Raw genomic sequence first — 23091 nt, forward strand, 5'->3', positions numbered from 1 at the left:
GCTCGCGCTTCGGGTGCGCATGCGTGTGCCCTCGCAGGAGGTCCATCCCACCCGCTAGGGTTGGGCGCAAACCGTGTGGCACGTGGGTTCACAGCGGTTGGTTGCTGCTGTCCACGGCGAATCAGCATGACGGAGGCCTTCGATGGGGTTGTTCACCAAGCGCAAGCGGCGGGCGGACCGCAAAGCCGAGGCGAAAGCCCTCAAGCACAAGGCGGCGATGGAGGCCAAACTCAGCGCCCGCAACGAGCGCAAGCGCCACCGCGCCGAGGTCCGCACCCAGCGGCAGGTGGCCAAACAGCAGATCGCCACGCTGAAGGCGGAGGAGAAGGCCGCGCTGAAGGCCGCCGAGAAGGCCGAGCGGGATCTGCTCTCCGCCGGGCAGGTGAAGAAGTATCTGGGCGTGGCCCGGGTCCTGGTGCCGGTGCTGGCCCCGCTGGCCTACCGGGCGGCGACGTTCGTACGCGGGCAGATCGATACCCGCCGGGCACACCGCCTGGGAATCGGCATCGAACAGCTCGGCGACTTCTCCGGCCACGGCGCCAAACTGCAGGCCCGCATCGCCGGCGCCGAATCGACGCTGAACGAACTCGACAACCGGGCGGGTAAGGACGGGTCGGAGACCAAGAAGTTCGTCACCGCCACCCGCGACCGCCTCGAGGGCCTGACCGCGGCCGTCCGCACCGCCGAACAGATGCCCGCTCCCCGCCGCCGCGCCGTCCACGCCTCCATCTCCAACGAACTGTCCGGCATCGAGGCCGACCTGCTCGCCCGCCTCGGCGTGCGCTGACCCCATGCGCCACCGCGGCGAACCCCCTGTCGGGCCCGCAAGGCCCGGCTCGACCGGCCGCCGTCTCGCTCTGCACGGCAACCACAAGCGCTGGACCGCTGCACGGGGCGTATATCCGGTCGGTTCTGCGCGGTCCGAGGGGCTGGGCCTGCCCAGTCATAGTGTCGCCGGATGCGGGGGCCGCAGGGGTGGGACCGCCGCGGTGCGGGGGTATCTGGTCGGTGGTGTGGTTGCGGCGTTGGCGGTGGCGGCGCACGGGGCCGCGGGGGGTGGTTTTCCAGGGTCGACGGCGCTGACGCTGCTCGTGCTCGCGGCGGCGGGTATCGGGGCGGTGGCCGGGATGTTGCCGAGCGGCGACGAGAAGGCATGTCGTGCGGTGCTTTTCGCGGCCCTGGCCGGGGGGCAGCTGGTGGGTCACGAGGCGCTGGCCGGGATGGTCGGGCACAGCCATGAATCGCCGGACCCAGCAAGCGGTTTCGGGGAGGCTCAGCTGCCGACGGGTGCGATGCCCCTGGCGCATACGCTTGCCACGATCGCCTGCGGGATCCTCATTGTTGTTGCGGAGCGGCTGTATGCCGTTGTCTCGCAGGTTTTTCGCGATGTCGTCAACCGGCCGGGTGTGCTCACGCCGCCGGCCGGTTCGATGCGCTGGCCCGCGACCGACTCCCGCACCTATCGCTTTCTCCGCAGCGGAGCGAACGGCTCGCGCGCGCCGCCGGTCGCGGCCTGACCACAGCCGACATTCGAATCCTCGACAGAGAAAGCACTCATCCATGCCCACCGTGATTTCGCGCGCCCTCGTTGCCGCGGGCGCCACCGCCGGTCTGGCGGTCCTGGCCACCGGCACCGCCGCCGCCCACGTCACCGCCGATGCGCCCGGCGCCACCCAGGGCGGCTACGCCGTCGTCACCTTCCGGGTGCCGACCGAATCGGAGACCGCCGCTACCACCAAACTCGCCGTCCAGCTGCCGGGGGTGTCCTCGGCCCGCACCGAACCCCTGCCGGGCTGGACCGCCAAGGTGGACCGCAACGACAAGAATCAAGTCACCGCCGTCACCTGGACCGCCGACCCGGGCAACCCGGGTGTGGGACCCGGCCAGTTCCAGCGCTTCGTGCTGTCGGTCGGCCCGCTGCCGAAACAGGACACGGTGAGCCTGCCCGCCACCCAGACCTACAGCGACGGCAAGGTCGTGGCCTGGGACCAGCAGACCTCCCCGGGTGCCGAAGAACCCGAGCACCCCGCGCCCACTCTCACCCTCGCGGCGAGCAAGGGTGGCGACCACGACGCGGCCGCCGCCTCCACCTCCACCAGCGACGACAAGGGCAACGACGAGACCGCGCGCTGGCTCGGCGGCGTCGGCCTGGTGCTGGGAGCGCTGGGCGCGGCACTGGGTCTGGGCAGCCTGATCCGGAGCCGCCGGTCATGACCAGGCGACTGCTCACCGGACTGATCACCGCGCTGCTCGCGGGCGGATTCGCGCTGCTGGGGGCGGGGCCCGCGGCCGCCCACTCCACCCCGGTCGCCAGCGATCCGGCCGCCGGTGCCGAGATCGGCACCGGCCCGGCGCGGGTCAGCGTCACCTTCAACGAGAATCTGCAGCCCAGTTTCCCGTCGCTGACCGTGGTCGGGCCGGACGGGAACCGCTGGGACAAGGGGCAACCGGCGGTCGACGGGCCGACGGTCAGCGTCCCGGTCGGCGACCTCGGCCCCGCGGGCAAATACACCATCGCCTTCCGGGTGACCTCCGCCGACGGCCACCCGGTCAGCGGCACCCGCACCTTCACCCTCACCCAACCGGGCAAGGGCACCCCCGGCCCGAAGGCGGGCGCGTCGAGCAACTCCGGCGACGACGGGGGCTCCGGCGGCGTCCCGGTGTGGGTGTTCATCGTGGGCGCGGTCGTGCTGTTCGGCGGCGGCCTGGCCGTCGCGCTGCTGGGCGGCAAGAAGAGCCGCAAGAAGCCGTGAACAAGGCGACGACCGGCGGTAGTGCGACCGCTCTGCGTTCGGCACTGCTGCTGGTCGTTCCGGCCGCCCTGCTGGGTGTGGCGCTCGCGTGGGCGTTGGCCGCGCCGGATCCGGTGCAGTCGGAGGCGCCGGTTCGGGTGCTCGCCGACTGCGCCGGGGCCACCGTTCTGGGCCTGGCCGCACTCCCGCGACTGCACGAACGGCAGCGCCCGGCCTGGCGGCTGCTCGCCGCGCTCGCGGGCCTGTGGACCGCAACGGAATTCGCGGTGCTGGCCTGCGAGGCGGCGCAGGTGGTGGGCGTGCCGGTGACACGGCTGCGGGGCGGACAGTTCGGCACCTATCTGATCCGGATCAGCGGCGGCCAGATCGGTATCGCGATTCTGATCGGGACCCTTGCCGTGACGGTCTATTGCGCGCTGGCCTTCCGGCGACCGGACCGGGCGGCGCCCGATCTGGTGCTGGTGTTCGCGGCGGTGGCGCTGGTGCTGCGGCCCATTACCGGGCATATGTCACAGCAGCCGCTCGGTTCGGTCCTGGCCGCGGTGCATGCCTTGGCCGCCGCGGTGTGGTTCGGGGTGTTGCTGGCGCTGGCCCTCGTGGTGCGCACCCGCGGCGAATGGGCGGTACTGCTGCCTCGGTACTCGGCCTGGGCGTTCCCTGCGGTGGCGGTGCTGGCGGTGACCGGGATCTGCAACGGCCTGGTGCGGGTGCGCGGGCTGACCCCGCTGATCGACACCGGATACGGGCGCATCCTGCTGGCCAAGACGGTTCTCATGGCCGCCCTGCTGGCCCTGGGCTGGTGGTGGCGGCGGACCTGGGTGTCGCTGGTCGCCGAACACCGGATGACGGCCGAATCCTCGCTGCGCCGAGCCGTTTTCGAGGTGGTGGCGATGGCCTCGGTCTTCGGGCTGGCGGCGACGCTGGCCGTGACGGCTTGATCTGCGCTTTGTGATGCAACAAGTTACAGTGACCGCCATGACCGAAGTGAAGATCGTGGCCGACTGTGCCGCATCGGCCGAGACCGCGTTCGCGTATGTCAACGATTACCGGAATCTGCCGAAATTCATCACCGAGGTCGACGCGTTCACACCGATCACCGAGCAGGTGGAGGGTGTGGGAGCCACCTTCGACGGCACCATCAAACTCGGGCCCGCGCAGTTGCATTCGCGCATCCGGATCGTGCGCTGGGAGGAGAATGCCGCCATCGCGGTGAAATCCATCAAGGGTTTCGAGGTCGAGTCGACCTTCCTGTTCCACGCCGAGGACGACGACAGCTGCACGGTGGACGCGATCGTCGACTACCGAGTCCCCGGCGGCATCGCCGGCAAGGTCCTGGGCAAGACCATCGAGCCGTTCGTGAAGATCGCCGTGAAGCACGCGACGCACAACCTGACCGCCCAGATCGCGGAGTACCACCTCGTGCGCCTGGCGTGAGGAGGGCGCGCGGGCGGTCTCGGAAAGCGCTCGTGGTGATCATGGCAAGCTTGCACGCGTGACCGAATCAGCTAATGCAGTCGCCACGGCCGACCTGGCCGATGAGATCGGGCCCGAGATTCGCAGCTGCGATATCCAGTTCACGCAGTTCGGCGGGCGGGAGGTATTCGCCGGCCGGATCGTGACCATCCGCTGTTTCCAGGACAATCTGCTGGTCAAGCAGACGCTCGGCGAACCCGGCGAGGGCCGGGTGCTGGTCGTCGACGGCGGCGCCAGCGTGCACACCGCCCTGGTCGGCGACATCATCGCCGGTCGCGGTGTCGACAACGGCTGGGCCGGTGTCGTGGTCCACGGCGCGGTGCGCGATTCGGCGATCCTGCGCACCCTCGACATCGGCATCAAGGCGTTGGGCACCAACCCGCGCAAGAGCACCCAGACCGGGTCCGGCGAACGCGACGTTCCGGTCGAGTTCGGCGGTGTCACCTTCGTGCCCGGCGAGATGCTCTACAGCGACCAGGACGGCATCGTCGTCCGCGCCGAGTAGGGAGTGGAGCTACCCGTCGTTGACGACTCTGGCCTTGTGACTGGCCAGCGTGACCACGTCTCCGGCGTGGAGCTGCCGACCGCGGCGTAGCTCGACTTCGTCATTGACACGAACCAACCCGGCGGCGATTACCGTCTTGGCCTCCGAACCGGTTTCGATGAGGTTGGCCAGCTTCAAGAACTGACCGAGCCGAATGACATCGTCATCGATCGGCACATCGACTGGATCCGACATGGGGTACATCTTTACTTCCGCGACCGCGGGGACGAACGCCACCCCCGGAACCGGCCCGGCCGCCGCCCGCCGAAAGGATCGAACCTGATGGCGCCGCAACCGAACTCGACACAGACCCCGGACGCGCCCGGCGGCGTTCGGCGTTCCGGCGGCGCGAGCACGCACACTGGTTCGGTGACTTCCACGCACGACCGGCACGACCACCGCAGTTCACGCAGACCTGAGGTGCCGCATCGCGGCCATGGGCGATTGACCGAGGTCCCCCATATCGTCGGTCTCGTCCTGGGCGTGTTCTCCGGGCTGTGCGCACTGTGGAGCATCTCCCCCGGCCTGCGGTACATCACCACCGTCCCGCGTCGCTACATCGACGCCTACTACTTCGACGCGCCCGACACCAGCCTGGTGACCGCCCTGATGGTGGGCCTGCTGGCGGGCGCGATCGCCACCCGCAAACGCATCGCCTGGTGGCTGCTGGTCATCTATCTCGGCATGTTCGTGGTCGCGAACACCTTCGACGTGGTCTACGAGCGCGATCCGCACGCGCTGGTGGCGCTGGTGCTGCATGTCGCGGTGATCGGGCTGCTGATCGCCGCCTGGCCGGAGTTCTATACCCAGGTGCGCCGCGGTGCGCTCTGGAAGGCGCTGGGCGTCCTGGCCGGCGGTCTCGCCGTCGGCTGGCTGCTCGGCTGGGGGCTGGTGGAACTGTTCCCGGGCAGCCTGCCGCGCGGGTACGAGCGGCCGTTGTGGGCTGCGGCCCGGGTGATCCCGGCGATCCTGTTCGGCGTCGACTTCGACGGCCACCCGCCGCATTTCGTCAACCTGCTCCTCGGTCTGCTCGGTGCGATGGCGCTGTTGGGTGCGGCGATCGTGCTGTTCCGTTCGCAACGCGCCTCGAATGCGCTGACCGGCCTGGACGAGTCGGCGCTGCGGGGCCTGCTGGAGCGGTCCGATGTCGAGGATTCGCTGGGCTATTTCGCGACCCGGCGCGACAAGGCGGTGGTCTTCGCACCCAGCGGCAAGGCCGCGGTCACCTATCGCGTCGAGCTGGGCGTGTGCCTGGCCTCCGGCGATCCGATCGGCATGAAGGAGTCCTGGCCGCAGGCGATCGATGCGTGGCTGCGCCTGGCCGATCAGTACGGGTGGGCCCCGGCGGTGATGGGCGCGAGCGAACTCGGTGCGACCGCCTATCGGCGCGCCGGGCTGTCGGCGCTGCGGCTGGGTGACGAGGCGATCCTCGACACCCGCTCGTTCTCGCTGGCCGGGCCGGAGATGAAACAGGTCCGCCAGGCCGCCAACCGGCTGCGCAAACAGGGCGTCACGGTGCGCATTCGCCGCCACAGCGAGCTGTCACCCGAGGAAATGCAACAGGTGATCGGGCGCGCCGAGGCCTGGCGCGACACCGAGACCGAGCGCGGATTCTCGATGGCGCTGGGCCGGTTGGGCGACCCGCTCGACGGCGACTGCCTACTGGTCGAGGCGGTCGAGGACGGCCGAGTCTGGGGCATGCTGTCGCTGGTGCCGTGGGGCCGCACCGGAGTCTCGCTGGATCTGATGCGCCGTGATCCCAAGGGACCCAACGGGATCATGGAGCTGATGATCTCCCAGCTCGCGCTCACCTCCGAGCAGTACGGCATCACCAAGGTGTCGTTGAACTTCGCGGTGTTCCGAGCGGTGTTCGAGGAGGGCGGCCGCATCGGCGCGGGCCCGGTGCTGCGGCTGTGGCGCAGTGTGCTGATGTTCTTCTCGCGCTGGTGGCAGCTGGAGGCGCTGTACCGGTCGAATGTGAAGTACCAGCCGGTGTGGGTGCCGCGGTTCTCCCTGTTCGAGGATCGGCGCCAGCTGCCGCGGGTGGCGATCGCCAGCGCGCTGGCCGAGGGCTATCTGCCGCGCTTCGGGAAGCGGCCGGATGCCCGGGCGCACACGGGTATTCACTCCGCCGTCCCGTCGACCATGACCGGGCTGCACGCCGACGGCAGCCCGCCGGAGATGCCGCCGGAGGAACTGGAGTCCGCGCAGCCGCGGCGCCCCGAGCAGGTGCGGGTGCGCATGGACAAGTTGGAGCGGCTGGAGGCGGCCGGAGTGGACGCCTATCCGGTGGCCTATCCCCCGACCCACACCGTCGCCGCGGCCCGCCGCTCACCCAAGGGCACGACGGTGCGGGTGTGCGGGCGGCTGTTGCGGATTCGCGATTACGGCGGGGTGATCTTCGCGGTGCTACGCGACTGGTCCGACGACATCCAGCTGGTCATCGACCGCGGCCGGGTGGGGGCCGATCGGGCCGGTGAATTCGACGAATTCTTCGATCTCGGGGATCTGATCGAGGTCAGCGGCCAGATCGGGCGCAGCCGCCGCGGCGAGCTGTCGCTGCTGGCCCAGGACTGGCGGATGATCGGCAAATGCCTGCATCCGCTGCCGGACAAGTGGAAGGGTCTGGCCGATCCGGAGGCTCGGGTCCGCCAGCGCTACCTGGACATGGTGATCAACGCCGATGCCCGCGAGGTGCTCGCCAAGCGCAGCGCGGTGGTGCGGTCGCTGCGGGACACCTTGAACGGCTGGGGATTTCTCGAGGTCGAGACGCCGGTGCTGCAGCAGGTGCACGGCGGCGCGAACGCCGCGCCGTTCACCACCCACATCAACGCCTACGACCTGGATCTGTATCTGCGCATCGCACCCGAGCTGTATCTGAAGCGGCTGTGCGTGGGCGGCATGGAGAAGGTGTTCGAACTGGGCCGGGTGTTCCGCAACGAGGGCGTGGACTACAGCCACAATCCGGAGTTCACGATCCTGGAAGCCTATGAGGCGCACAGCGATTACGAGCGGATGCGGCACGCCTGCCGCCAGCTCATCCAGGAGGCCGCTGTCGCCGCGAACGGGCGATGCGTTGCGCTGCGTCCGAAACCGGACGGCTCGTTGATCGAGGTGGACATCTCCGGGGAGTGGCCGGTGAAGACCGTGCACGGCGCGATCTCGCAGGCGCTGGGCGAGACGATCACCCCCGAGACCGAGGTGGAACGGCTGCGCGACCTGTGCGACAAGGCGGGCGTGCCGTTCCAGGTGGGCTGGGATGCCGGGCAGATCGTGCTGGAGATGTACGAGCATCTGGTCGAGTCCCGCACCGAGGAACCGACCTTCTACATCGACTTCCCCACCTCGGTCTCGCCGCTGACCCGGGCCCATCGCAGCATCGCGGGCGTGGCCGAGCGCTGGGATCTGGTGGCCTGGGGGGTGGAGCTGGGCACCGCCTACAGCGAGCTCACCAACCCCGTCGAGCAGCGCCGCCGCCTCACCGAACAGTCCCTGCTCGCCGCGGGCGGCGATCCGGAGGCCATGGAACTCGACGAGGATTTCCTGCAGGCCCTCGAATTCGCCATGCCCCCCACCGGCGGCCTCGGCATCGGCGTCGACCGCGTCGTCATGCTGATCACGGGCCGCAGCATCCGCGAAACCCTCCCCTTCCCCTTGGTGAAACCCCGCTGAGCCGTACGGCAGAGTGGAGGCGTGCAGCTGGTACTCGTACGTCATGCTCAACCGCAGCGGGCCTTCACCACCTCCGGTCCCGCCGATCCCGAACTGACCGATCTGGGGGTCGAACAGGCGGCACGCGTCCCGGCCGTGCTGGCCCGGCTGGAGGGCGGCGGGCATCGGATCGCCCGGGTGCTGAGCAGCCCGCAGCGCCGGGCCCGGGAGACCGCGGCGCCGACCGCCGACAAACTCGGCCTCCCGGTCGAGGTGCTCGACGGGCTGGCCGAATACGACCGCGATCTGCCCGCCTACGTCCCGATCGAGGCCGCCCGCGGGTGGGCCGAATCGCAGGGCGCGGGTTCGGTGCCGACCTCGCAGGCCCTGTCCGAGTCGGTGATCGACGAATTTCGTGCCACGTACGAGCGGATCAAGGCCGGGTACCTGCCCGAGCAGATCGACGGCCCCGCCTTCGTCGCCCGCGTCGTCGAGACCGTCACCGAGATCGTCTCGACGGCAGCTCATTCCGACACCGTGGTCGCCTTCGCCCACGGCGGGGTGATCAACGTGCTGCTCCAGGACGTGCTGGGACTGGCTCGCCCGCTCACCTTCCCGATCGACTACTGCTCGATCACCCGAATCCTGTACTCGCGCAGCGGCCGCCGCACCACGGCCACAATCAACGAGAACGGCCACGTGTGGGACCTGTTGCCGCGCAACCTCGCGGCGGGGCAGGGCGCGAGCTGATGCGACGAGGGCCGCTCCCACTGCGGGAGCGGCCCTCGATCCAGGCTTTACCGGTGGTCCGAGAACCTCACGCCATACCGGAGATCCAGTTGTGCATCCAGGTGATGGCGGTCTGGCCGCCGCCGACCGAGTATTTGCCGTAGGAGGTGTGGGTCCCCGAGCCGTAGAACTGCTCGAGCTGCTTGACCCGCTCCTGGTTGGCGCCCTCGGTGAGCTGGGCCTGCAGGGTCGGGATGCCGCCGTGCGCCATCAGATCGTTGATGATGGACCCGGCCTCCAGTTGGTAGCGCCACAGGTTGGCCATGGTCGCCCCCGACGCCTGCGCCAGGAATCCGGCGAATCGGGTGACGTAGTCCTGATCGTCGGTCGAGCAGTACAGGTCACCGTTCGCGCAGATGGTGCGCACCCGATCGCTCAGGAAACCGAAGCCGCCCGGCCGCGGACCGCCCGCACCGGCCCCGGCAACCGCCGGGCCGACCTGAACGTCGAGGGGCGAGCGCCGCGGATCGGAGATCAGGCCGACACCCGCGACCCGGTCCGGCGGCACGACGCCCAGCCCCGTGCCGATCTCGGCGGCGAGGTCACCGGCCGCGTCGGCACCCTGGCTGTATCCGACGATCGCGTAGCGGGTACCCCCGCAGCGCGCCGCCATCGCGCCGATCAGGCCGCGCGCATTATCGATGGCCTGCTTCTTGGACGCGCCGTACACATCGCCTTCCCACGGGAAGGCGGTGGCGGCGTAGTCCACGTAGTCGACCTGGGTCCCGCGTGGCAGACCGCGCGTGACCCCGCCGAGCATGCCCGGCCCGGTCATATCCTCATGGCGGTTGGCGCCGGTCTCCCAGGTACCGGGAATCGCCACCACATACAGGCTCGGGCAACCGGGATCCGCAGCGGCGGAACCGGTTCCGAGTGCGAGCCCGGACAGCACCGCTGCTGCGGCGCTCGCAACCGCGACAAACTTTTTCAACCGCATAATGCTCCAGTTCAAGCCTGCCCCGGCATAGGGCATCCCGGTTCATCTCTGCTGACATGGTGGGGTCGCCGGATTGCGGTTCTGTTAACTCGCGGCGAATCACAGTTGTTCGCTTATGAGCTGAACAGACCGCACGCCTGGTTCGGCGACATACCGGTCCTTAGAATAAAGGCCCCTTGCCTGCTCTGCCAGGCGACTCTTCGAAGACGTCCAAATTCCGTTCGCGTGCACGGGCATTCCACGCGTTTTTGGGCGGAGTTCACAGAAGAGACACGCCGCGATGACGGACGACGACGCGCCGGAGGACGGCCACGGCGGGCCGGGACGACGTGGATCGTGCGCCGGAGGACGGGCGACGGCAGGCCGAGACAGCGCCGAGCAATACGACAGCGCCCGCGGACACGCGGTCCGCGGGCGCTGTCGACAATCGCTTCCTAGCGCTGGGCGACCGCCGTCGGCACGATCGGTGCCGGCAGCGCCGTGTCGCCCTCGAGGAACTTGTCCACCGCGGACGCGCAGGCGCGGCCCTCGGCGATAGCCCACACGATCAGCGACTGGCCGCGGCCCATGTCACCGGCGACGAAGACGCCGGGCACGGTGGTCTGCCAGTCGTTGTCGCGCTTGACGTTGCCCCGCTGGTCGTAGCCGACGCCGAGATCCTCGAGCAGGCCCTGCTTCTGCGGCCCGGTGAAGCCCATGGCCAGCAGCACCAGATCGGCCTCGAGGGTGAAGTCGGTGCCCTCGACCTTCTCGAAGCGGCCGTTGACCATCGTCACCTCGTGCGCCTGCAGCGCGGTGACCTTGCCGTCCTCGCCCACGAAGCGCTCGGTGTTGACCGAGAACACCCGCTCGCCGCCCTCCTCGTGCGCCGAGGACACCCGGTACATCAGCGGGTAGGTCGGCCACGGGGTGGAGTCGGCCCGCGCCTCCGGCGGGCGCGGCATGATCTCGAACTGGTGCACGCTGGCCGCGCCCTGGCGGTGCGCGGTGCCCAGGCAGTCGGCGCCGGTGTCACCGCCACCGATGATGACGACCTTCTTGCCGCGCGCGTGGATCGGCGGCAGGCCCTGCTCGTCGGTGATCGGATCGCCGAGCTGTACACGGTTGGACAGCGGCAGGTACTCCATCGCCTGATGCACACCGTCCAGCTCCCGGCCGGGGACCGGCAGATCGCGGGCGATGGTGGCACCACCGGCCAGCACGACCGCGTCGAACTGCTCGCGCAGCTGCGCGGCGGTGATGTCCACGCCCACGTTCACGCCGGTCTTGAAGATGGTGCCCTCGGCCTCCATCTGCGCCAGGCGGCGATCGATGAAGCGCTTCTCCATCTTGAATTCCGGAATGCCGTAGCGCAGCAGGCCGCCGATGCGGTCGTCGCGCTCGAACACCGTGACGGTGTGTCCGGCCCGGGTGAGCTGCTGGGCCGCGGCCAGACCGGCCGGACCCGAACCCACCACGGCCACCTTCCTACCGGTCAGCCGGGTCGGATAGACCGGGGTCACCCAGCCCTCGTCGAAGGCGTTCTCGATGAGCTCGACTTCGACCTGCTTGATGGTCACCGGATCCTGATTGATGCCGAGCACGCAGGACGCCTCGCAGGGCGCGGGGCACAGCCGCCCGGTGAACTCCGGGAAGTTGTTGGTGGCGTGCAGCCGCTCGATGCCCTCGCGCCACGCGCCCTTGTACACCAGATCGTTCCACTCGGGGATCAGGTTCCCCAGCGGACAGCCGTTGTGGCAGAACGGAATACCGCAGTCCATGCAGCGGCTGGCCTGGGTCTGCAGGGTCTCGTGCGGGAAACCCTGCTCGTAGACCTCTTTCCAGTCCATCAACCGCAGCGGAACCGGCCGCCGCTTCGGCAGCTCGCGGCTCGTGTGCTTCAGAAAGCCTTGTGCGTCACCCATTTTCGGCTCCCGCCTTACGCGCCAGCTCGGCGCACCCAACAAATCCGGTGCGTCTCACGTCAGCCACGGGCGGCCTTGAATGGTTACAGCGCCTCGTCCCCGTCGCCGATCCTGCGAACTCAGCCACGAGCCGCCTCCATGATCGCCTCATCCACGTCCCGCCCCGCCTTCTCCGCCTCGGAGATGGCGAGCAGAACCTTCTTGTAATCGCGCGGCATGACCTTCACGAAGTGGTTCACCTGCTGCGACCAGTCGCTCAGGATGCGTTCGGCCACGGCCGAACCCGTCTCGTCCCGGTGGCGGGCGACGATGTCGCGCAGCCAGGTGAAGTCGTCACCGGACAGCGGCTCGATCGCATCGGCCTGCTCGCTCGAGATGTTCTTCTCGAAGGTGCCGTTCGGGTTGTACACGTAGGCGATGCCGCCGGACATGCCCGCGCCGAAGTTGCGCCCGGTCTCGCCGAGGATCACCACGCGGCCACCGGTCATGTACTCGCAGCCGTGATCGCCCACGCCCTCGACCACCGCGACCGCACCCGAATTGCGCACGGCGAAGCGCTCGCCGACCACACCGCGGATGTAGGCCTCACCGTTGGTGGCGCCGAACAGGATCACGTTGCCCGCGATGATGTTCTCCTCCGCCGCGAACTTCGCCGGGGCGTTGAGCGACGGACGCACGACCAGCCGACCGCCCGAAAGGCCCTTGCCCACGTAGTCGTTGGCGTCACCGAGCACGCGCAGGGTGATACCCGCCGGGACGAAGGCGCCGAAGCTGTTGCCCGCCGAACCGGTGAAGGTGATGTCGATCGTGTCGTCGGGCAGGCCCGCGCCGCCGTACAGCTTGGTCACCTCGTGACCGAGCATGGTGCCGACCGTCCGGTTCACGTTCGTGATCTTGGTTTCGAACTTGACCGGCTTGCCGCGCTCGAGGGCATCGGCGGACTGGGCGATGAGCTGGTTGTCCAGCGCCTTGTCCAGGCCGTGGTCCTGCGGCTTGGTGCAGCGCCGGTCCTGGTACATGAACGCCGTCTCGGCGTCGGTCAGGATCGGCGACAGGTCCAGCTTGCTGGCCTTCCAGTGCTCCTTGGCCTTGGTGGTGTCGAGCAGGTCGACCCGGCCGATGGCCTCGTCGAGCGAGCGCAGGCCCAGCGAGGCCAGCAGCTCGCGCACCTCCTCGGCGATGAACAGCATGAAGTTCTCGACGAACTCCGGCTTACCCGTGAAGCGCTCGCGCAGCACCGGATTCTGCGTCGCCACGCCCACCGGGCAGGTGTCGAGGTGGCACACGCGCATCATGATGCAGCCCGACACCACCAGCGGCGCGGTGGCGAAGCCGTACTCCTCGGCACCGAGCAGCGCGGCGATCATGACGTCGCGGCCGGTCTTCATCTGGCCGTCGACCTGCACCACGATGCGGTCGCGCAGGCCGTTGAGCAGCAGCGTCTGCTGGGTCTCGGCCAGGCCGAGCTCCCAGGGGCCGCCCGCATGCTTGAGCGAGGTCAGCGGCGAGGCGCCGGTGCCGCCGTCGTGGCCGGAGATCAGCACGACATCGGCGTGGGCCTTGGAGACACCCGCGGCGACGGTGCCGACGCCCGGCTCCGCGACCAGCTTCACGTGAATGCGCGCCTGCGGATTCGCGTTCTTCAGGTCGTGGATCAGCTGCGCCAGATCCTCGATCGAGTAGATGTCGTGGTGCGGCGGCGGCGAGATCAGGCCGACACCCGGCGTCGAGTGCCGCACCTCGGCCACCCACGGGTACACCTTGTGCGCCGGAAGCTGGCCGCCCTCACCGGGTTTCGCGCCCTGGGCCATCTTGATCTGGATATCGGTGCAGTTGGTCAGGTAGTGCGCGGTCACGCCGAAGCGACCCGAGGCCACCTGCTTGATCGCGCTGCGCCGCCAGTCGCCGTTCTCCTCGACCTCGAAGCGGGCCGGATGTTCGCCACCCTCACCGGAATTCGACCGGCCGCCGAGGCGGTTCATGGCGATGGCGAGGGTCTCGTGCGCCTCGGCGGAGATCGAGCCGTAGCTCATCGCGCCGGTGGAGAACCGCTTCACGATCTCGCTCGCGGGCTCGACTTCCTCGATCGGAATCGGGTTGCGGCCGTGCGACTTGAACTTGAACAGACCGCGCAGCGAGGCCAGCCGCTCGGACTGGTCGTCGACCAGCCTGGTGTACTCCTTGAAGATCTTGTACTGGCCGGTGCGGGTGGCGTGCTGGAGCTTGAAGACCGTGTCCGGGTTGAACAGGTGGTATTCGCCCTCGCGCCGCCACTGGTACTCACCGCCCACCTCGAGCTCGCGGTGCGCGCGCTCGTTGTGGTTCTCCAGGAACGCGATCCGATGCCGGGCCGCGACCTCGGCGGCGATGTCGTCGAGGCCGATGCCGTTCAGCGGGGAGGTCAGGCCGGTGAAGTACTTGTCGCACAGCTCCTGCGACAGGCCCACGACCTGGAACAGCTGCGCGCCGCGGTAGGAGGCGATGGTGGAGATGCCCATCTTGGACATCACCTTCAGCACGCCCTTACCGGCCGCCTTGTTGTAGTTCGCGACCGCCTTGCGGTAGTCGGCCGCCAGATCGCCGGTGCTGCCGGGCATCTGCAGCGCGCCGCGCTCGAGCATGTCCTCGATCGACTCGAAGGCCATGTACGGGTTGATCGCGGCCGCGCCGAAGCCGACCAGCATGGCCATGTGGTGCACCTCGCGGGCGTCACCGGCCTCCACGACCAGGCCGACCTTGGTGCGGGTGCGCTCGCGCACGAGATGGTGATGCACCGAGGAGGTCAGCAGCAGCGACGGGATCGGCGCCAGCTTCTCGTTCGATTCGCGGTCGGACAGGATGATGATCCGCGCGCCGCCGTCGATGGCCGCCGACACCTGCTCGTTGATGGCGTCCAGGGCCTTGCGCAGGCCCTTGCCGCCCTTCTTCACCGGGTACAGGCCGTGCACGACCACCGAGCGCAGCTCCGGATGCGAGCCGTCGTCGTTGATGTGCACGAGCTTGGCCAGCTCGTCGTTGTCCAGGATCGGCTGGGTCAGCGTGATCTGGCGACAGGACTCCGGGGTCGGGTGCAGCAGGTCGGCCTCCGGGCCGATCATGCTGCGCAGGCTGGTGACGACCTCCTCGCGGATGGCGTCCAGCGGCGGGTTGGTGACCTGCGCGAACAGCTGTGAGAAGTAGTCGAACAGCAGCCGCGGCCGCGACGACAGCACCGCGATCGGGGTGTCGGTACCCATCGAGCCCAGCGCCTCGGCGCCGGTGGTGGCCATCGGGGAGATCAGCAGGCTCAGTTCCTCGGTGGTGTATCCGAAGATCTGCTGCCGGATCTTCACCCGGTCGTGGACCATGTGCACGTGCGGGCGGTCGGGCAGATCGCTCAGCTTGGTCGGGCCGTTGTCCAGCCACTCCTGGTACGGGTACTCCGAGGCCAGCTGCGCCTTGATCTCGTCGTCGCGGATGATCCGGCCCTGCGAGGTGTCGACCAGGAACATGCGGCCCGGCTGCAGGCGGGCCTTCTTGATCACCTTGGACGGATCGATGTCGAGCACACCGACCTCGGAGGCCATGACGACCAGGCCGTCGTCGGTCACCCAGACGCGCGAGGGCCGCAGGCCGTTGCGGTCGAGCACGGCGCCGATGATCGTGCCGTCGGTGAAGCACACCGAGGCCGGTCCGTCCCACGGCTCCATGAGGAACGAGTGGTAGCGGTAGAAGGCGCGCTGGGCCGGGTCCATCGACTCGTGTCGCTCCCACGCCTCCGGAATCATCATCAGCACCGCATGCGGCAGGCTGCGCCCGCCCAGGTGCAGCAGTTCCAGCACCTCGTCGAAGCGCGCGGTGTCCGAGGCGCCCGGGGTGCAGACCGGGAAGATCTTCTCCAGCCGGTTGTTGCCCTCGTGGTCGATGCCGAAGACATCGGAGTTCAGCAGCGCCTCGCGGGCCCGCATCCAGTTCTCGTTGCCGGTGACGGTGTTGATCTCACCGTTGTGCGCGACGCGGCGGAACGGATGGGCCAGCGGCCAGGACGGGAAGGTGTTGGTGGAGAAGCGCGAATGCACGATGCCCAGCGCCGACTCCACCCGGTCGTCCTGCAGGTCCAGGTAGAACGCCCGCAGCTGCGGGGTGGTGAACATGCCCTTGTAGACGAAGGTCTGACCGGACAGGCTCGGGAAGTACACGGTCTCCTTGCCGACCGCCCCCTCACCCGGTCCCAGTCGGCCCAGTTCGTGTTCGACGCGCTTGCGCACGACGTAGGCGCGGCGCTCGAGGTCCATGCCGGTCAGCTGCTCGGCCGAATCCTTCGGCGAGGCCAGGAAGATCTGCCGGAAGGTCGGCATGGCGTCGCGGGAGAGCGCGCCCAGGGAGGACTCGTCGATCGGCACCTCGCGCCAGCCCAGCACCTCGAGGCCTTCTTCGCGGACGATCTTCTCGACGTGATAGCAGGCGCGGGCGGCCTCGCGGCGGGCCTGGGGCAGGAAGGCGATACCGGTGGCGTAGGAGCCCTCGGGCGGCAACTCGAAGTCGACGATCGCCCGGAAGAATTTGTCCGGGACCTGGATCAGGATGCCGGCGCCGTCACCGGAGTTCGGTTCCGCACCGGCGGCGCCGCGGTGCTCCAGGTTCAGCAATGCCGTAATAGCCTTGTCGACGATGTCGCGGCTGCGGCGGCCGTGCATGTCGACGACGAATGCGACGCCGCAGGCGTCGTGCTCGTTCGCCGGGTCGTAGAGACCGATGGGTCCAGGGGACCTGTGGCCAGGAAGTTGCGTCATGCCTCTGCCTTCAAAAAAATCAGGCCTTCGAAGAAATCGGGCCTTCGTCGAACGCCTCCGTCTAGACTGCGCCCGGACGTCTTGGAGACCAGCGGCGCTGATGGTCATCCCGTGCAGTCAACTCTCCAGTTGTCCACCCGCTTCGGATGTCTTAGTCGGGTGCTCGGCGGTTGCGGAACTTACGAGTTCCTTACGCGCCGCGCCGTTTGTCGCCCGGTAGGCTGTACGCCACTGGCTCGTGGCCGAATCGGGCGGTGTAGCCGGACATTTCGTGTCCGGCGTCAAGAGCAAACGATAAGTCAGGACCTGAGCCCAACCAACTTAGGTTGTGCTAATAATGGCGTCTACCTGGGCTTCTTCATCGGTCCTCCACTACCTGCGCGTTCTCCAGTGTAAAGCAGGCAACGCGGATACTTGAGTCGGATTCGCCACTGCATTCCATAGCCGAGCGACATCGCGTCCGGAACCGGGCCGAGAGTTCCGGAACAGCCTCTCACCTGCATCGCAACAGAATTCCCACCGCGAGTCACAGACAAACCGGAATGTAAGGCGGCTAACTTATCCGACATCTCAACGAGACATTCTGGATACCAGAACGACGAGCTACGCTAACGTTCAGACCGTACGGCATGCTTTGCCGCTGTGGCCTGCAGCACAACTTCAGCAAACGCTGGCTGTGCAATATGTCACATCACGCCGGACCGCACAGGGCGGCGGTGGCGCGCACCAGCGCCGCCTGATGCAGCGAATCCGCCCGTCCGGACGTCAGCATGGGAAAAACGCTGCTCGCGAGGCGTACGACGCAGTGTGAACCGGACAGTTCGGCCCGATGCGCGGCCAACTCCCGCAGGATCTCGCCGTTCACGCGGTCGATCACGGGCCGGACGGCGGCCAGATTCGGCGGCGTGGTCGGCACGGTGGCCGGATCGAAGCGCCACCGGGCTATGAGTCCGTGCTGGACCATCTTGCTGGCCTCGATCTGCCCGAGGAACACCTGCCGCACCCAACCCCCCGGCAGTCCCAGCTCGGCACCGGCACGCGCCATCGAGTCGTAGACCTCCGCCTCCCGCGCGGGATCGTCGATCACCGGCTCGCTCCCGCTCGCCTGCGCGGTCGCCCATTTGGCCGCGGCCACCGCATCCCCGGTTTCCAGCCGCTGCAACACCAGACCCACCAGTCGATCCAGACCCTCGGCCACCCGGCCCGGCTCACCGGCCTCGGCGCGGGCGACGGGAGCCAGCCGGTCGGAGGTCATGGGCAGCACCTCAACGGAGGTCACCCCGAAAGACACCGCGACCGCCAACAGCAGCGCTCGGACGCGCATGACCCACCCTCCTGTCGTCGGGCCTCGAATACCGGCCGACCTGCACCGCCCGGAAAGCATTCACCCTCCGAGAGTAGGTATCTGCCATCACCGCGGATACGGCGCCCACCCCCGGGTTGTGAGGCTGACCACATACCCGCCGCCACACTCGGCCGAACCCGCGCCTGCCTGTCACGCTGGGTCACGAATCGTCCGTGCATGCGAAAATCACTGGGACTTAGAGGATGTGAGATCCCATGACCGCCCCCCACGTCCCCGAACCATCCACTGCACCGACCTCCGGCGGCCCTTCTTCTCCCCGACTTTCCCGCACCGCGGCGGTCGGGCTGCTGACCTGGCTCGGCGGTGCCGGTCCGGAGGTCACCGACCGGCACGAGCGGGCCGGTTATGCCATGTCCGGCACGGTGGTTGCGCTGTTCGCCGCCCTCTGCGGCGTCGTCGTGACGCTGGCCGGGTCGGCCGCGCGCTGGCCGCTGCTGGTGACCGTCGTCGCGGCGCTGCTCGCGGTGCTGGTGTTCGGTGCCGTCTCGCGGGCCGTGGCGACGGCATCGCTGTCCGGTCGCAGCGATTCGCAGCCGCGCCGGCGCGGTGAGCTGCTCGGGAGGATCGCGGTGGCGGCGGTGGCCGGTGTGCTGATCGCCGAACTCGCGAGCACCGTGCTGCTCGGCGGGACGGTGGATCGGGCGCTGGACGAAAGGTCCAGGCGCGATGCGGAATCCGCGCCCGCCGTGGTCACCGCCCGCACCCAGCTCGACCAGGCCCGGGCCGATCGCGCCGCACTGGACCAGGCGATCGCCAAGGCGCAGACCGATGTCGACCAGGCGCTGGTCATCGCCCGCTGCGAATACAACCCGACGCCGCAGTGCCCGCAGACGAAGATCACCGGGGTGCCCGGGCGCGGACCGGAGACGCAGGTCGGCAACGCGATGCTCGACGAGGCGCGCGGCCGGCTGACCGCCGCGCAGAACGGGATTCAGCCGCTGGACACCCGCATCGCCGAGCGGCAGCAGGCCCTCGACCAGGCCCGCACCGCGGCCTTCCACACCGGTGATCGCGGGCTCGGCGCGCGCTGGCTGGCCATGCACGACTACACGGTCGGGCACGGCGGCGCGCTGCTGCTGCGGCTGGCGACCATCGTGGTGGGCGTGCTGCTGGCCCTGCTGCCGCTGGTGCTGCGGTGGTGGCGCGGCGAAACCTCCTTCGATCGCCGGATCGCCGCCCGGACCGTGACCGAACGCGCCGAGCAGGCCGCCGCCACCGCCACCGCCGTGCGACGCGCCGAGATCCAGGCCGAGACCGAAAAGGTGCGCGCGGAACAGGAATTGGCCGCCGCCCGGCTGGCCGCCCACGCCGACACCGCCATCGATCGGGAGCGCCAGCGCAAGCGGATCATCGCCGCCATCGGCAATATCGAGATCGGCGTCACCGAGCCGCAGCGCCGCGCGGTGGCCGAATTCGAGGCACTCGCCCACCTTCCGGCCGGTGGCCCGGCCGGGGACCGAAAGGACAGTTCCGTGCCCGAGGAGGGGAATGTGACCCAGCCGCCCAACCTGCCCGCCCGGATCGGCTCCGGGGCGATCGCCCCGGCGGGTGCCGCGGGCGCGCTGGCCCCGGCCGGTCCCGGACCGCATCCCGCCGCGAAAAAGGGTGGCGGCCTGGAACTTCCGGTGATCGGCACGGTGCCCTTCACCGATACCGCGGCGCGCTGGATCCGGCCGCTGGTCCCGTCCTTCGTCGCCAATGCCCTCGATACCGCCGCCCAGCCGCTGCGGAGGGTGCAGCAGGCGTTCGAGGAGGCCGAGGAGATCACCTTCACCCTGCGCCGCACCCGCAAGGTCACGGTGAATTCCGAGGATTCGGGAGCGCCGTATCAGGTGCAGGCCGGGCAGCCCGGCTACGCCGAGCAGGTCGCCGCTCAGGTCGTCGACGCTCCCTATCACCGGACGTCTCACGACCCGCGCTATTCGGCCCTCCCCCAGGGCGGGACCGAGCACGGTTTGCCGACGCCGGAGCAGCGCGACGCAGTGGCGGGGCGCCGGAACCCGGAACTGGAATACCGCGGTCCCCGCGAACTCCCACCCGGAACGGGCCAGGAGTAACCTGCGACACATTCGAAACGGGTTGGACACCAACTTGTTTCACGTTGAACATCGAAAAGGCCAGGTACCACGCCTTTTCGTGACACGCTCCGCAGTGTCGAAGCACGCGCCGACCCGAACCGTCATAGCCGACACCCATGGCTCCCGCCACGGTCGGCGCGTGACCATCCGGCGATGCGCTTGACTGTGCGAGTGATCGCTCATGAGGTAGTCAGCGTCTTCTGTGGACCCGACTGGGGGTTCGGCAATGAGCTCGGCGTGGTCCGCGACGGCAGCGCCCCGGCCACCGATGCCGAGCGACTGTCCGTGGCCCGCACCCTCGGATTCAGCGAGACGGTCTTCGTGGACGATCCCGCGGCCGGGGTCATCGATATCTGGACGCCGTCGGGGCGTCTCCCCTTCGCCGGGCACCCCTGCGTCGGCACGGCCTGGTTGCTGAAGAAGACGGAACTCGTCACGCGCGCAGGCCGCGTCGAGACACGACAGGACGGCGATCGCACCTGGATCACCGCCCGCCCCGAATGGGCACCGGCACGCACCCTGCGGCACTACGACTCCGCCGCCGCCGTGGACGCACTGGACGTCCCACCTGCAGGAGAGTGGATCTACGCGTGGGCGTGGCAGAACGAAGCCACCGGTCACGTCCGAGCCCGCGGATTCCCCGGCCGCGGCGACGGCATCGACGAGGACGAGGCGACCGGCGCCGCCGCGCTCCTGCTGACCGCCGAACTCGCCCGCCCGCTCACCATCACCCAGGGCCGCGGCTCACAACTGTTCACCCATCCCCATCCCGACGGTTCGATCGAGATAGGAGGCCGGGTGCGCCGCGCCGAAGTCTGAGCCCGCCACACGCAGAGGGGCGCGGGCCGCTATGCGGTGACCGAAAGCACCTCCACTCCCCGGATCGCGAATTCCGGGCGTTGCCTCGGTTCTGCGGCGAGCTCGAGGGACGGCAGCTGCCGAACCAGTTCCGTCAAGGCCGCGGCCACCTCGACTCGTGCCAGGGACGATCCCAGGCAGTAGTGGATTCCGGCGCCGAATCCGAGATGCGGGTTGGGTGTGCGGCCGATGTCGAGCCGGTCCGGGTCCGCGAAGACGCGCGGATCGCGGCCCGCGGCACCGAGCAGAGCGGCGATCTTGTCACCCGGCGCCAGGCGGTGACCGGCGATCACGGCATCGCCGGTCGCCGTGCGTTCGAACAACACTGTAAATCGACGCCGGCGAACCGATCCGTGAAAATCCCCGTGACCTCGAGCTGGTCGGTTACAACGCGACCCTCGGCCGATCGGACGAGTCGGCGGCGGGCTCGCGCGCCGGGCTCGCCGTCGCGGTTCCCGAGCGGATGGCGGCGATGCCGACCACCAGCAGGATCAGGGCGGTGGCTAGCGCGGCGACGTGGACGCCCGAGACGAACGCCTCGTGGGCCGAGTTCAGCAGGGTCGCGGCGGCATGCTCGGGGAGATGGCGAGCGGTTTCGGCGGCGCCCCCGAGGGATTCGCGGGCCGCCGTCAGCCGATCCTGTGGCACCGCCGACACGTCCAGGCCGTGGCGGAACACCGCCATGACCACGCTGCCGAGCACGGCCACGCCGAGCGCCACACCGGCCTCGTAGGCGGTTTCGGAGACCGCGGCGGCGGCACCGGCGCGCTCGGCCGGGGCGGAGCCGACCACCAGATCCGACGAAATCGTCAGCGCCACACCGACACCCGCACCGACCAGGAAGAAGCCCGCGACGAACGGGAACACTCCGCCGGTCGGATCGGCCGTCAGCCACAGGAACAGCGACGCACCGACCGCCGCGACGACGAGCGCGGCGCCGAGGACCAGGCCCGGCCGCCACAGCCGCACCAGCCACGCCGAGGCCAGCGCCGCCACCATGCTGGCCAGCATGCCCGGCAGCAGGAGCAGACCCGCGTCCAGCGGCGAGCGACCGAGCACCAGCTGTAGATACTGCGAACCGAAGAACAGCACACCGGCCAGCGCGAACACCGACAACAGATTGGTCAGCACGGCCATGCGGAAGCGGGGCAGCGCGAACAGCCGCAGATCCAGCATGGGATCGGCCAGGCTGCGCTGACGCCGGACGAACAGCACACCGGCGACCACGCCGACGGCCGCGATGCCGAGCGTCGTGAAATCCACACCGTGCGCGGCGATCTCCTTGACCGCGTACACCACCGGCACCAGTGCCAGCATCGAGAGCCCCGCACCGAGCAGATCGAAACGGCCCGGATTCGGATCGCGCGATTCCGGCACCAGGATCGGTCCCAGCGCCACCAACGCCAGCATCACCGGCAGGTTGACCAGGAACACCGATCCCCACCAGTAATGCTCGAGCAGCCAGCCGCCGAGCAGCGGGCCCAGCGCCGCACCACCACCGGCCATCGCGCTCCACACCGCGATCGCGATCGTGCGCTGGCGCGGATCGGTGAACATGGCCCGGATCAGGCCGAGGGTGGCGGGCATGAGGGTCGCACCCGCGACGCCCTGCAGCACCCGGGCGGCGATGAGCATCTCCGGACTCACCGACCAGGCGGCCACGGCCGAGGCCAGGCCGAATCCGGCCGCACCCACCAGCAGCAGCCGACGGCGGCCGATGCGGTCGCCGAGGGCGCCCATCGTCACCAGCAATCCGGCCAGGACGAACGAGTAGACGTCGATGATCCACAGCAGCTGTGGCGTGGTCGGGGCCAGGTGGGCGCTGATCGCGGGGACCGCGATATCCAGCACCGTCGCGTCCACGGAGATGAGCAGCAGCGCGAGCACCAGGACGCCGAGCCCGGCCCAGTCGCGGGCGGTGGCCCGGCGCGGGGTCGCGATGGCGTGGTCGGTGGTCATTGTCTTC

At 69.2% G+C, this 23091-nt stretch carries 18 protein-coding genes; 11 read left to right on the plus strand and 7 right to left on the minus strand.

Translation table 11 applies throughout. The annotated features are described in order from the left end of the window. The first annotated feature begins 142 nt into the window (after positions 1 to 142). From IU452_RS08975 to rraA, 7 genes are read left to right on the plus strand one after another with little or no spacing between them, the layout of a single operon-like run. On the plus strand, positions 143 to 787 hold the full coding sequence (locus tag IU452_RS08975; protein ID WP_195108490.1) for a DUF6474 family protein: 645 nt from the start codon (positions 143 to 145) through the stop codon (positions 785 to 787). 4 nt (positions 788 to 791) lie between these two features. Further along, positions 792 to 1517, plus strand: a complete 726-nt coding sequence (locus IU452_RS08980) for a hypothetical protein (RefSeq protein ID WP_195108491.1) — start codon at positions 792 to 794, stop codon at positions 1515 to 1517. 43 nt (positions 1518 to 1560) lie between these two features. Next, on the plus strand, positions 1561 to 2214 hold the full coding sequence (locus IU452_RS08985) for a YcnI family protein (protein WP_195108492.1): 654 nt from the start codon (positions 1561 to 1563) through the stop codon (positions 2212 to 2214). Beyond that, the gene (locus tag IU452_RS08990) at positions 2211 to 2753 is read left to right on the plus strand and encodes a copper resistance CopC family protein (RefSeq protein ID WP_195108493.1); all 543 of its coding nucleotides are present in this window, start codon (positions 2211 to 2213) and stop codon (positions 2751 to 2753) included. The genes IU452_RS08985 and IU452_RS08990 overlap by 4 nt, the downstream gene beginning before the upstream one ends. Next, entirely contained in the window at positions 2750 to 3691 is a 942-nt protein-coding gene (locus tag IU452_RS08995) for a copper resistance D family protein (RefSeq protein ID WP_195108494.1), read from the plus strand. Before IU452_RS08990 ends, IU452_RS08995 begins: the two co-directional genes overlap by 4 nt. A gap of 37 nt (positions 3692 to 3728) precedes the next feature. Further along, entirely contained in the window at positions 3729 to 4187 is a 459-nt protein-coding gene (locus tag IU452_RS09000) for an SRPBCC family protein (protein ID WP_195108495.1), read from the plus strand. 58 nt (positions 4188 to 4245) lie between these two features. Next, positions 4246 to 4731 carry a ribonuclease E activity regulator RraA gene (gene rraA, locus IU452_RS09005; RefSeq protein WP_195108496.1) on the plus strand — a complete coding sequence of 162 codons (486 nt, stop codon included), beginning with the start codon at positions 4246 to 4248 and terminating at the stop codon, positions 4729 to 4731. Between the two features lie 9 nt (positions 4732 to 4740). Here the strand turns inward: rraA and IU452_RS09010 are convergent, their stop codons facing one another. After that, positions 4741 to 4965: an RNA-binding S4 domain-containing protein gene (locus IU452_RS09010; protein WP_195108497.1), complete on the minus strand. Its 225-nt coding sequence runs from the start codon at positions 4963 to 4965 to the stop codon at positions 4741 to 4743. A gap of 174 nt (positions 4966 to 5139) precedes the next feature. Here IU452_RS09010 and lysX point away from each other — a divergent pair, with 174 nt between their 5' ends. After that, positions 5140 to 8442 (plus strand): bifunctional lysylphosphatidylglycerol synthetase/lysine--tRNA ligase LysX, encoded by a 3303-nt coding sequence (gene lysX / locus IU452_RS09015; RefSeq protein ID WP_416382292.1) that lies wholly within the window; start codon positions 5140 to 5142, stop codon positions 8440 to 8442. Between the two features lie 21 nt (positions 8443 to 8463). Continuing rightward, entirely contained in the window at positions 8464 to 9171 is a 708-nt protein-coding gene (locus IU452_RS09020) for a histidine phosphatase family protein (RefSeq protein WP_195108499.1), read from the plus strand. Between the two features lie 67 nt (positions 9172 to 9238). Here IU452_RS09020 and IU452_RS09025 read toward each other — a convergent pair whose 3' ends face one another. The 4 genes from IU452_RS09025 to aroQ all read right to left on the minus strand — a co-directional run bounded on the left by IU452_RS09025 (position 9239) and on the right by aroQ (position 18147). After that, on the minus strand, positions 9239 to 10147 hold the full coding sequence (locus IU452_RS09025) for a cutinase family protein (RefSeq protein WP_195108500.1): 909 nt from the start codon (positions 10145 to 10147) through the stop codon (positions 9239 to 9241). Positions 10148 to 10581: 434 nt separating this feature from the next. After that, the gene (locus IU452_RS09030; RefSeq protein WP_195108501.1) at positions 10582 to 12051 is read right to left on the minus strand and encodes a glutamate synthase subunit beta; all 1470 of its coding nucleotides are present in this window, start codon (positions 12049 to 12051) and stop codon (positions 10582 to 10584) included. 119 nt (positions 12052 to 12170) lie between these two features. Further along, complete coding sequence (gltB, locus tag IU452_RS09035) at positions 12171 to 16823, minus strand: glutamate synthase large subunit (RefSeq protein WP_195108502.1); 4653 nt, start codon at positions 16821 to 16823, stop codon at positions 12171 to 12173. Between the two features lie 691 nt (positions 16824 to 17514). Beyond that, positions 17515 to 18147 carry a gamma subclass chorismate mutase AroQ gene (gene aroQ / locus IU452_RS09040; protein ID WP_195108503.1) on the minus strand — a complete coding sequence of 211 codons (633 nt, stop codon included), beginning with the start codon at positions 18145 to 18147 and terminating at the stop codon, positions 17515 to 17517. A gap of 236 nt (positions 18148 to 18383) precedes the next feature. On the opposite strand from aroQ, the gene IU452_RS09045 reads away from it, so the two are divergent. Both IU452_RS09045 and IU452_RS09050 read left to right on the plus strand, forming a co-directional pair. After that, entirely contained in the window at positions 18384 to 20246 is a 1863-nt protein-coding gene (locus IU452_RS09045) for a DUF4407 domain-containing protein (RefSeq protein ID WP_195108504.1), read from the plus strand. Positions 20247 to 20420: 174 nt separating this feature from the next. Continuing rightward, positions 20421 to 21086 (plus strand): PhzF family phenazine biosynthesis protein, encoded by a 666-nt coding sequence (locus IU452_RS09050; protein ID WP_228817075.1) that lies wholly within the window; start codon positions 20421 to 20423, stop codon positions 21084 to 21086. Between the two features lie 29 nt (positions 21087 to 21115). Here IU452_RS09050 and IU452_RS38840 read toward each other — a convergent pair whose 3' ends face one another. Together IU452_RS38840 and IU452_RS09060 are read right to left on the minus strand one after the other, a co-directional pair. Continuing rightward, positions 21116 to 21451 (minus strand): cytochrome P450, encoded by a 336-nt coding sequence (locus tag IU452_RS38840; RefSeq protein WP_324192519.1) that lies wholly within the window; start codon positions 21449 to 21451, stop codon positions 21116 to 21118. Positions 21452 to 21509: 58 nt separating this feature from the next. Further along, entirely contained in the window at positions 21510 to 23084 is a 1575-nt protein-coding gene (locus tag IU452_RS09060) for an MFS transporter (RefSeq protein WP_195108505.1), read from the minus strand. Between the last annotated feature and the right edge of the window lie 7 nt (positions 23085 to 23091).

It is taken from the genome of Nocardia transvalensis (assembly GCF_015477765.1).
GTDB classification, from domain to species: domain Bacteria; phylum Actinomycetota; class Actinomycetes; order Mycobacteriales; family Mycobacteriaceae; genus Nocardia; species Nocardia transvalensis_A.

Excerpts from the sequence above, each read along its gene's own strand:
- gltB (WP_195108502.1), bottom strand. The coding sequence starts at position 16,823 with ATGACGCAACTTCCTGGCCACAGGTCCCCTGGACCCATCGGTCTCTAC.
- IU452_RS09050 (WP_228817075.1), top strand. The coding sequence starts at position 20,421 with ATGCGCTTGACTGTGCGAGTGATCGCTCATGAGGTAGTCAGCGTCTTC.
- IU452_RS09030 (WP_195108501.1), bottom strand. The coding sequence starts at position 12,051 with ATGGGTGACGCACAAGGCTTTCTGAAGCACACGAGCCGCGAGCTGCCG.
- IU452_RS08990 (WP_195108493.1), top strand. The coding sequence starts at position 2,211 with ATGACCAGGCGACTGCTCACCGGACTGATCACCGCGCTGCTCGCGGGC.
- IU452_RS09025 (WP_195108500.1), bottom strand. The coding sequence starts at position 10,147 with ATGCGGTTGAAAAAGTTTGTCGCGGTTGCGAGCGCCGCAGCAGCGGTG.
- IU452_RS09000 (WP_195108495.1), top strand. The coding sequence starts at position 3,729 with ATGACCGAAGTGAAGATCGTGGCCGACTGTGCCGCATCGGCCGAGACC.
- IU452_RS08980 (WP_195108491.1), top strand. The coding sequence starts at position 792 with ATGCGCCACCGCGGCGAACCCCCTGTCGGGCCCGCAAGGCCCGGCTCG.
- IU452_RS09045 (WP_195108504.1), top strand. The coding sequence starts at position 18,384 with ATGACCGCCCCCCACGTCCCCGAACCATCCACTGCACCGACCTCCGGC.
- aroQ (WP_195108503.1), bottom strand. The coding sequence starts at position 18,147 with ATGCGCGTCCGAGCGCTGCTGTTGGCGGTCGCGGTGTCTTTCGGGGTG.
- IU452_RS08975 (WP_195108490.1), top strand. The coding sequence starts at position 143 with ATGGGGTTGTTCACCAAGCGCAAGCGGCGGGCGGACCGCAAAGCCGAG.
- IU452_RS09060 (WP_195108505.1), bottom strand. The coding sequence starts at position 23,084 with ATGACCACCGACCACGCCATCGCGACCCCGCGCCGGGCCACCGCCCGC.
- IU452_RS08985 (WP_195108492.1), top strand. The coding sequence starts at position 1,561 with ATGCCCACCGTGATTTCGCGCGCCCTCGTTGCCGCGGGCGCCACCGCC.
- IU452_RS09010 (WP_195108497.1), bottom strand. The coding sequence starts at position 4,965 with ATGTCGGATCCAGTCGATGTGCCGATCGATGACGATGTCATTCGGCTC.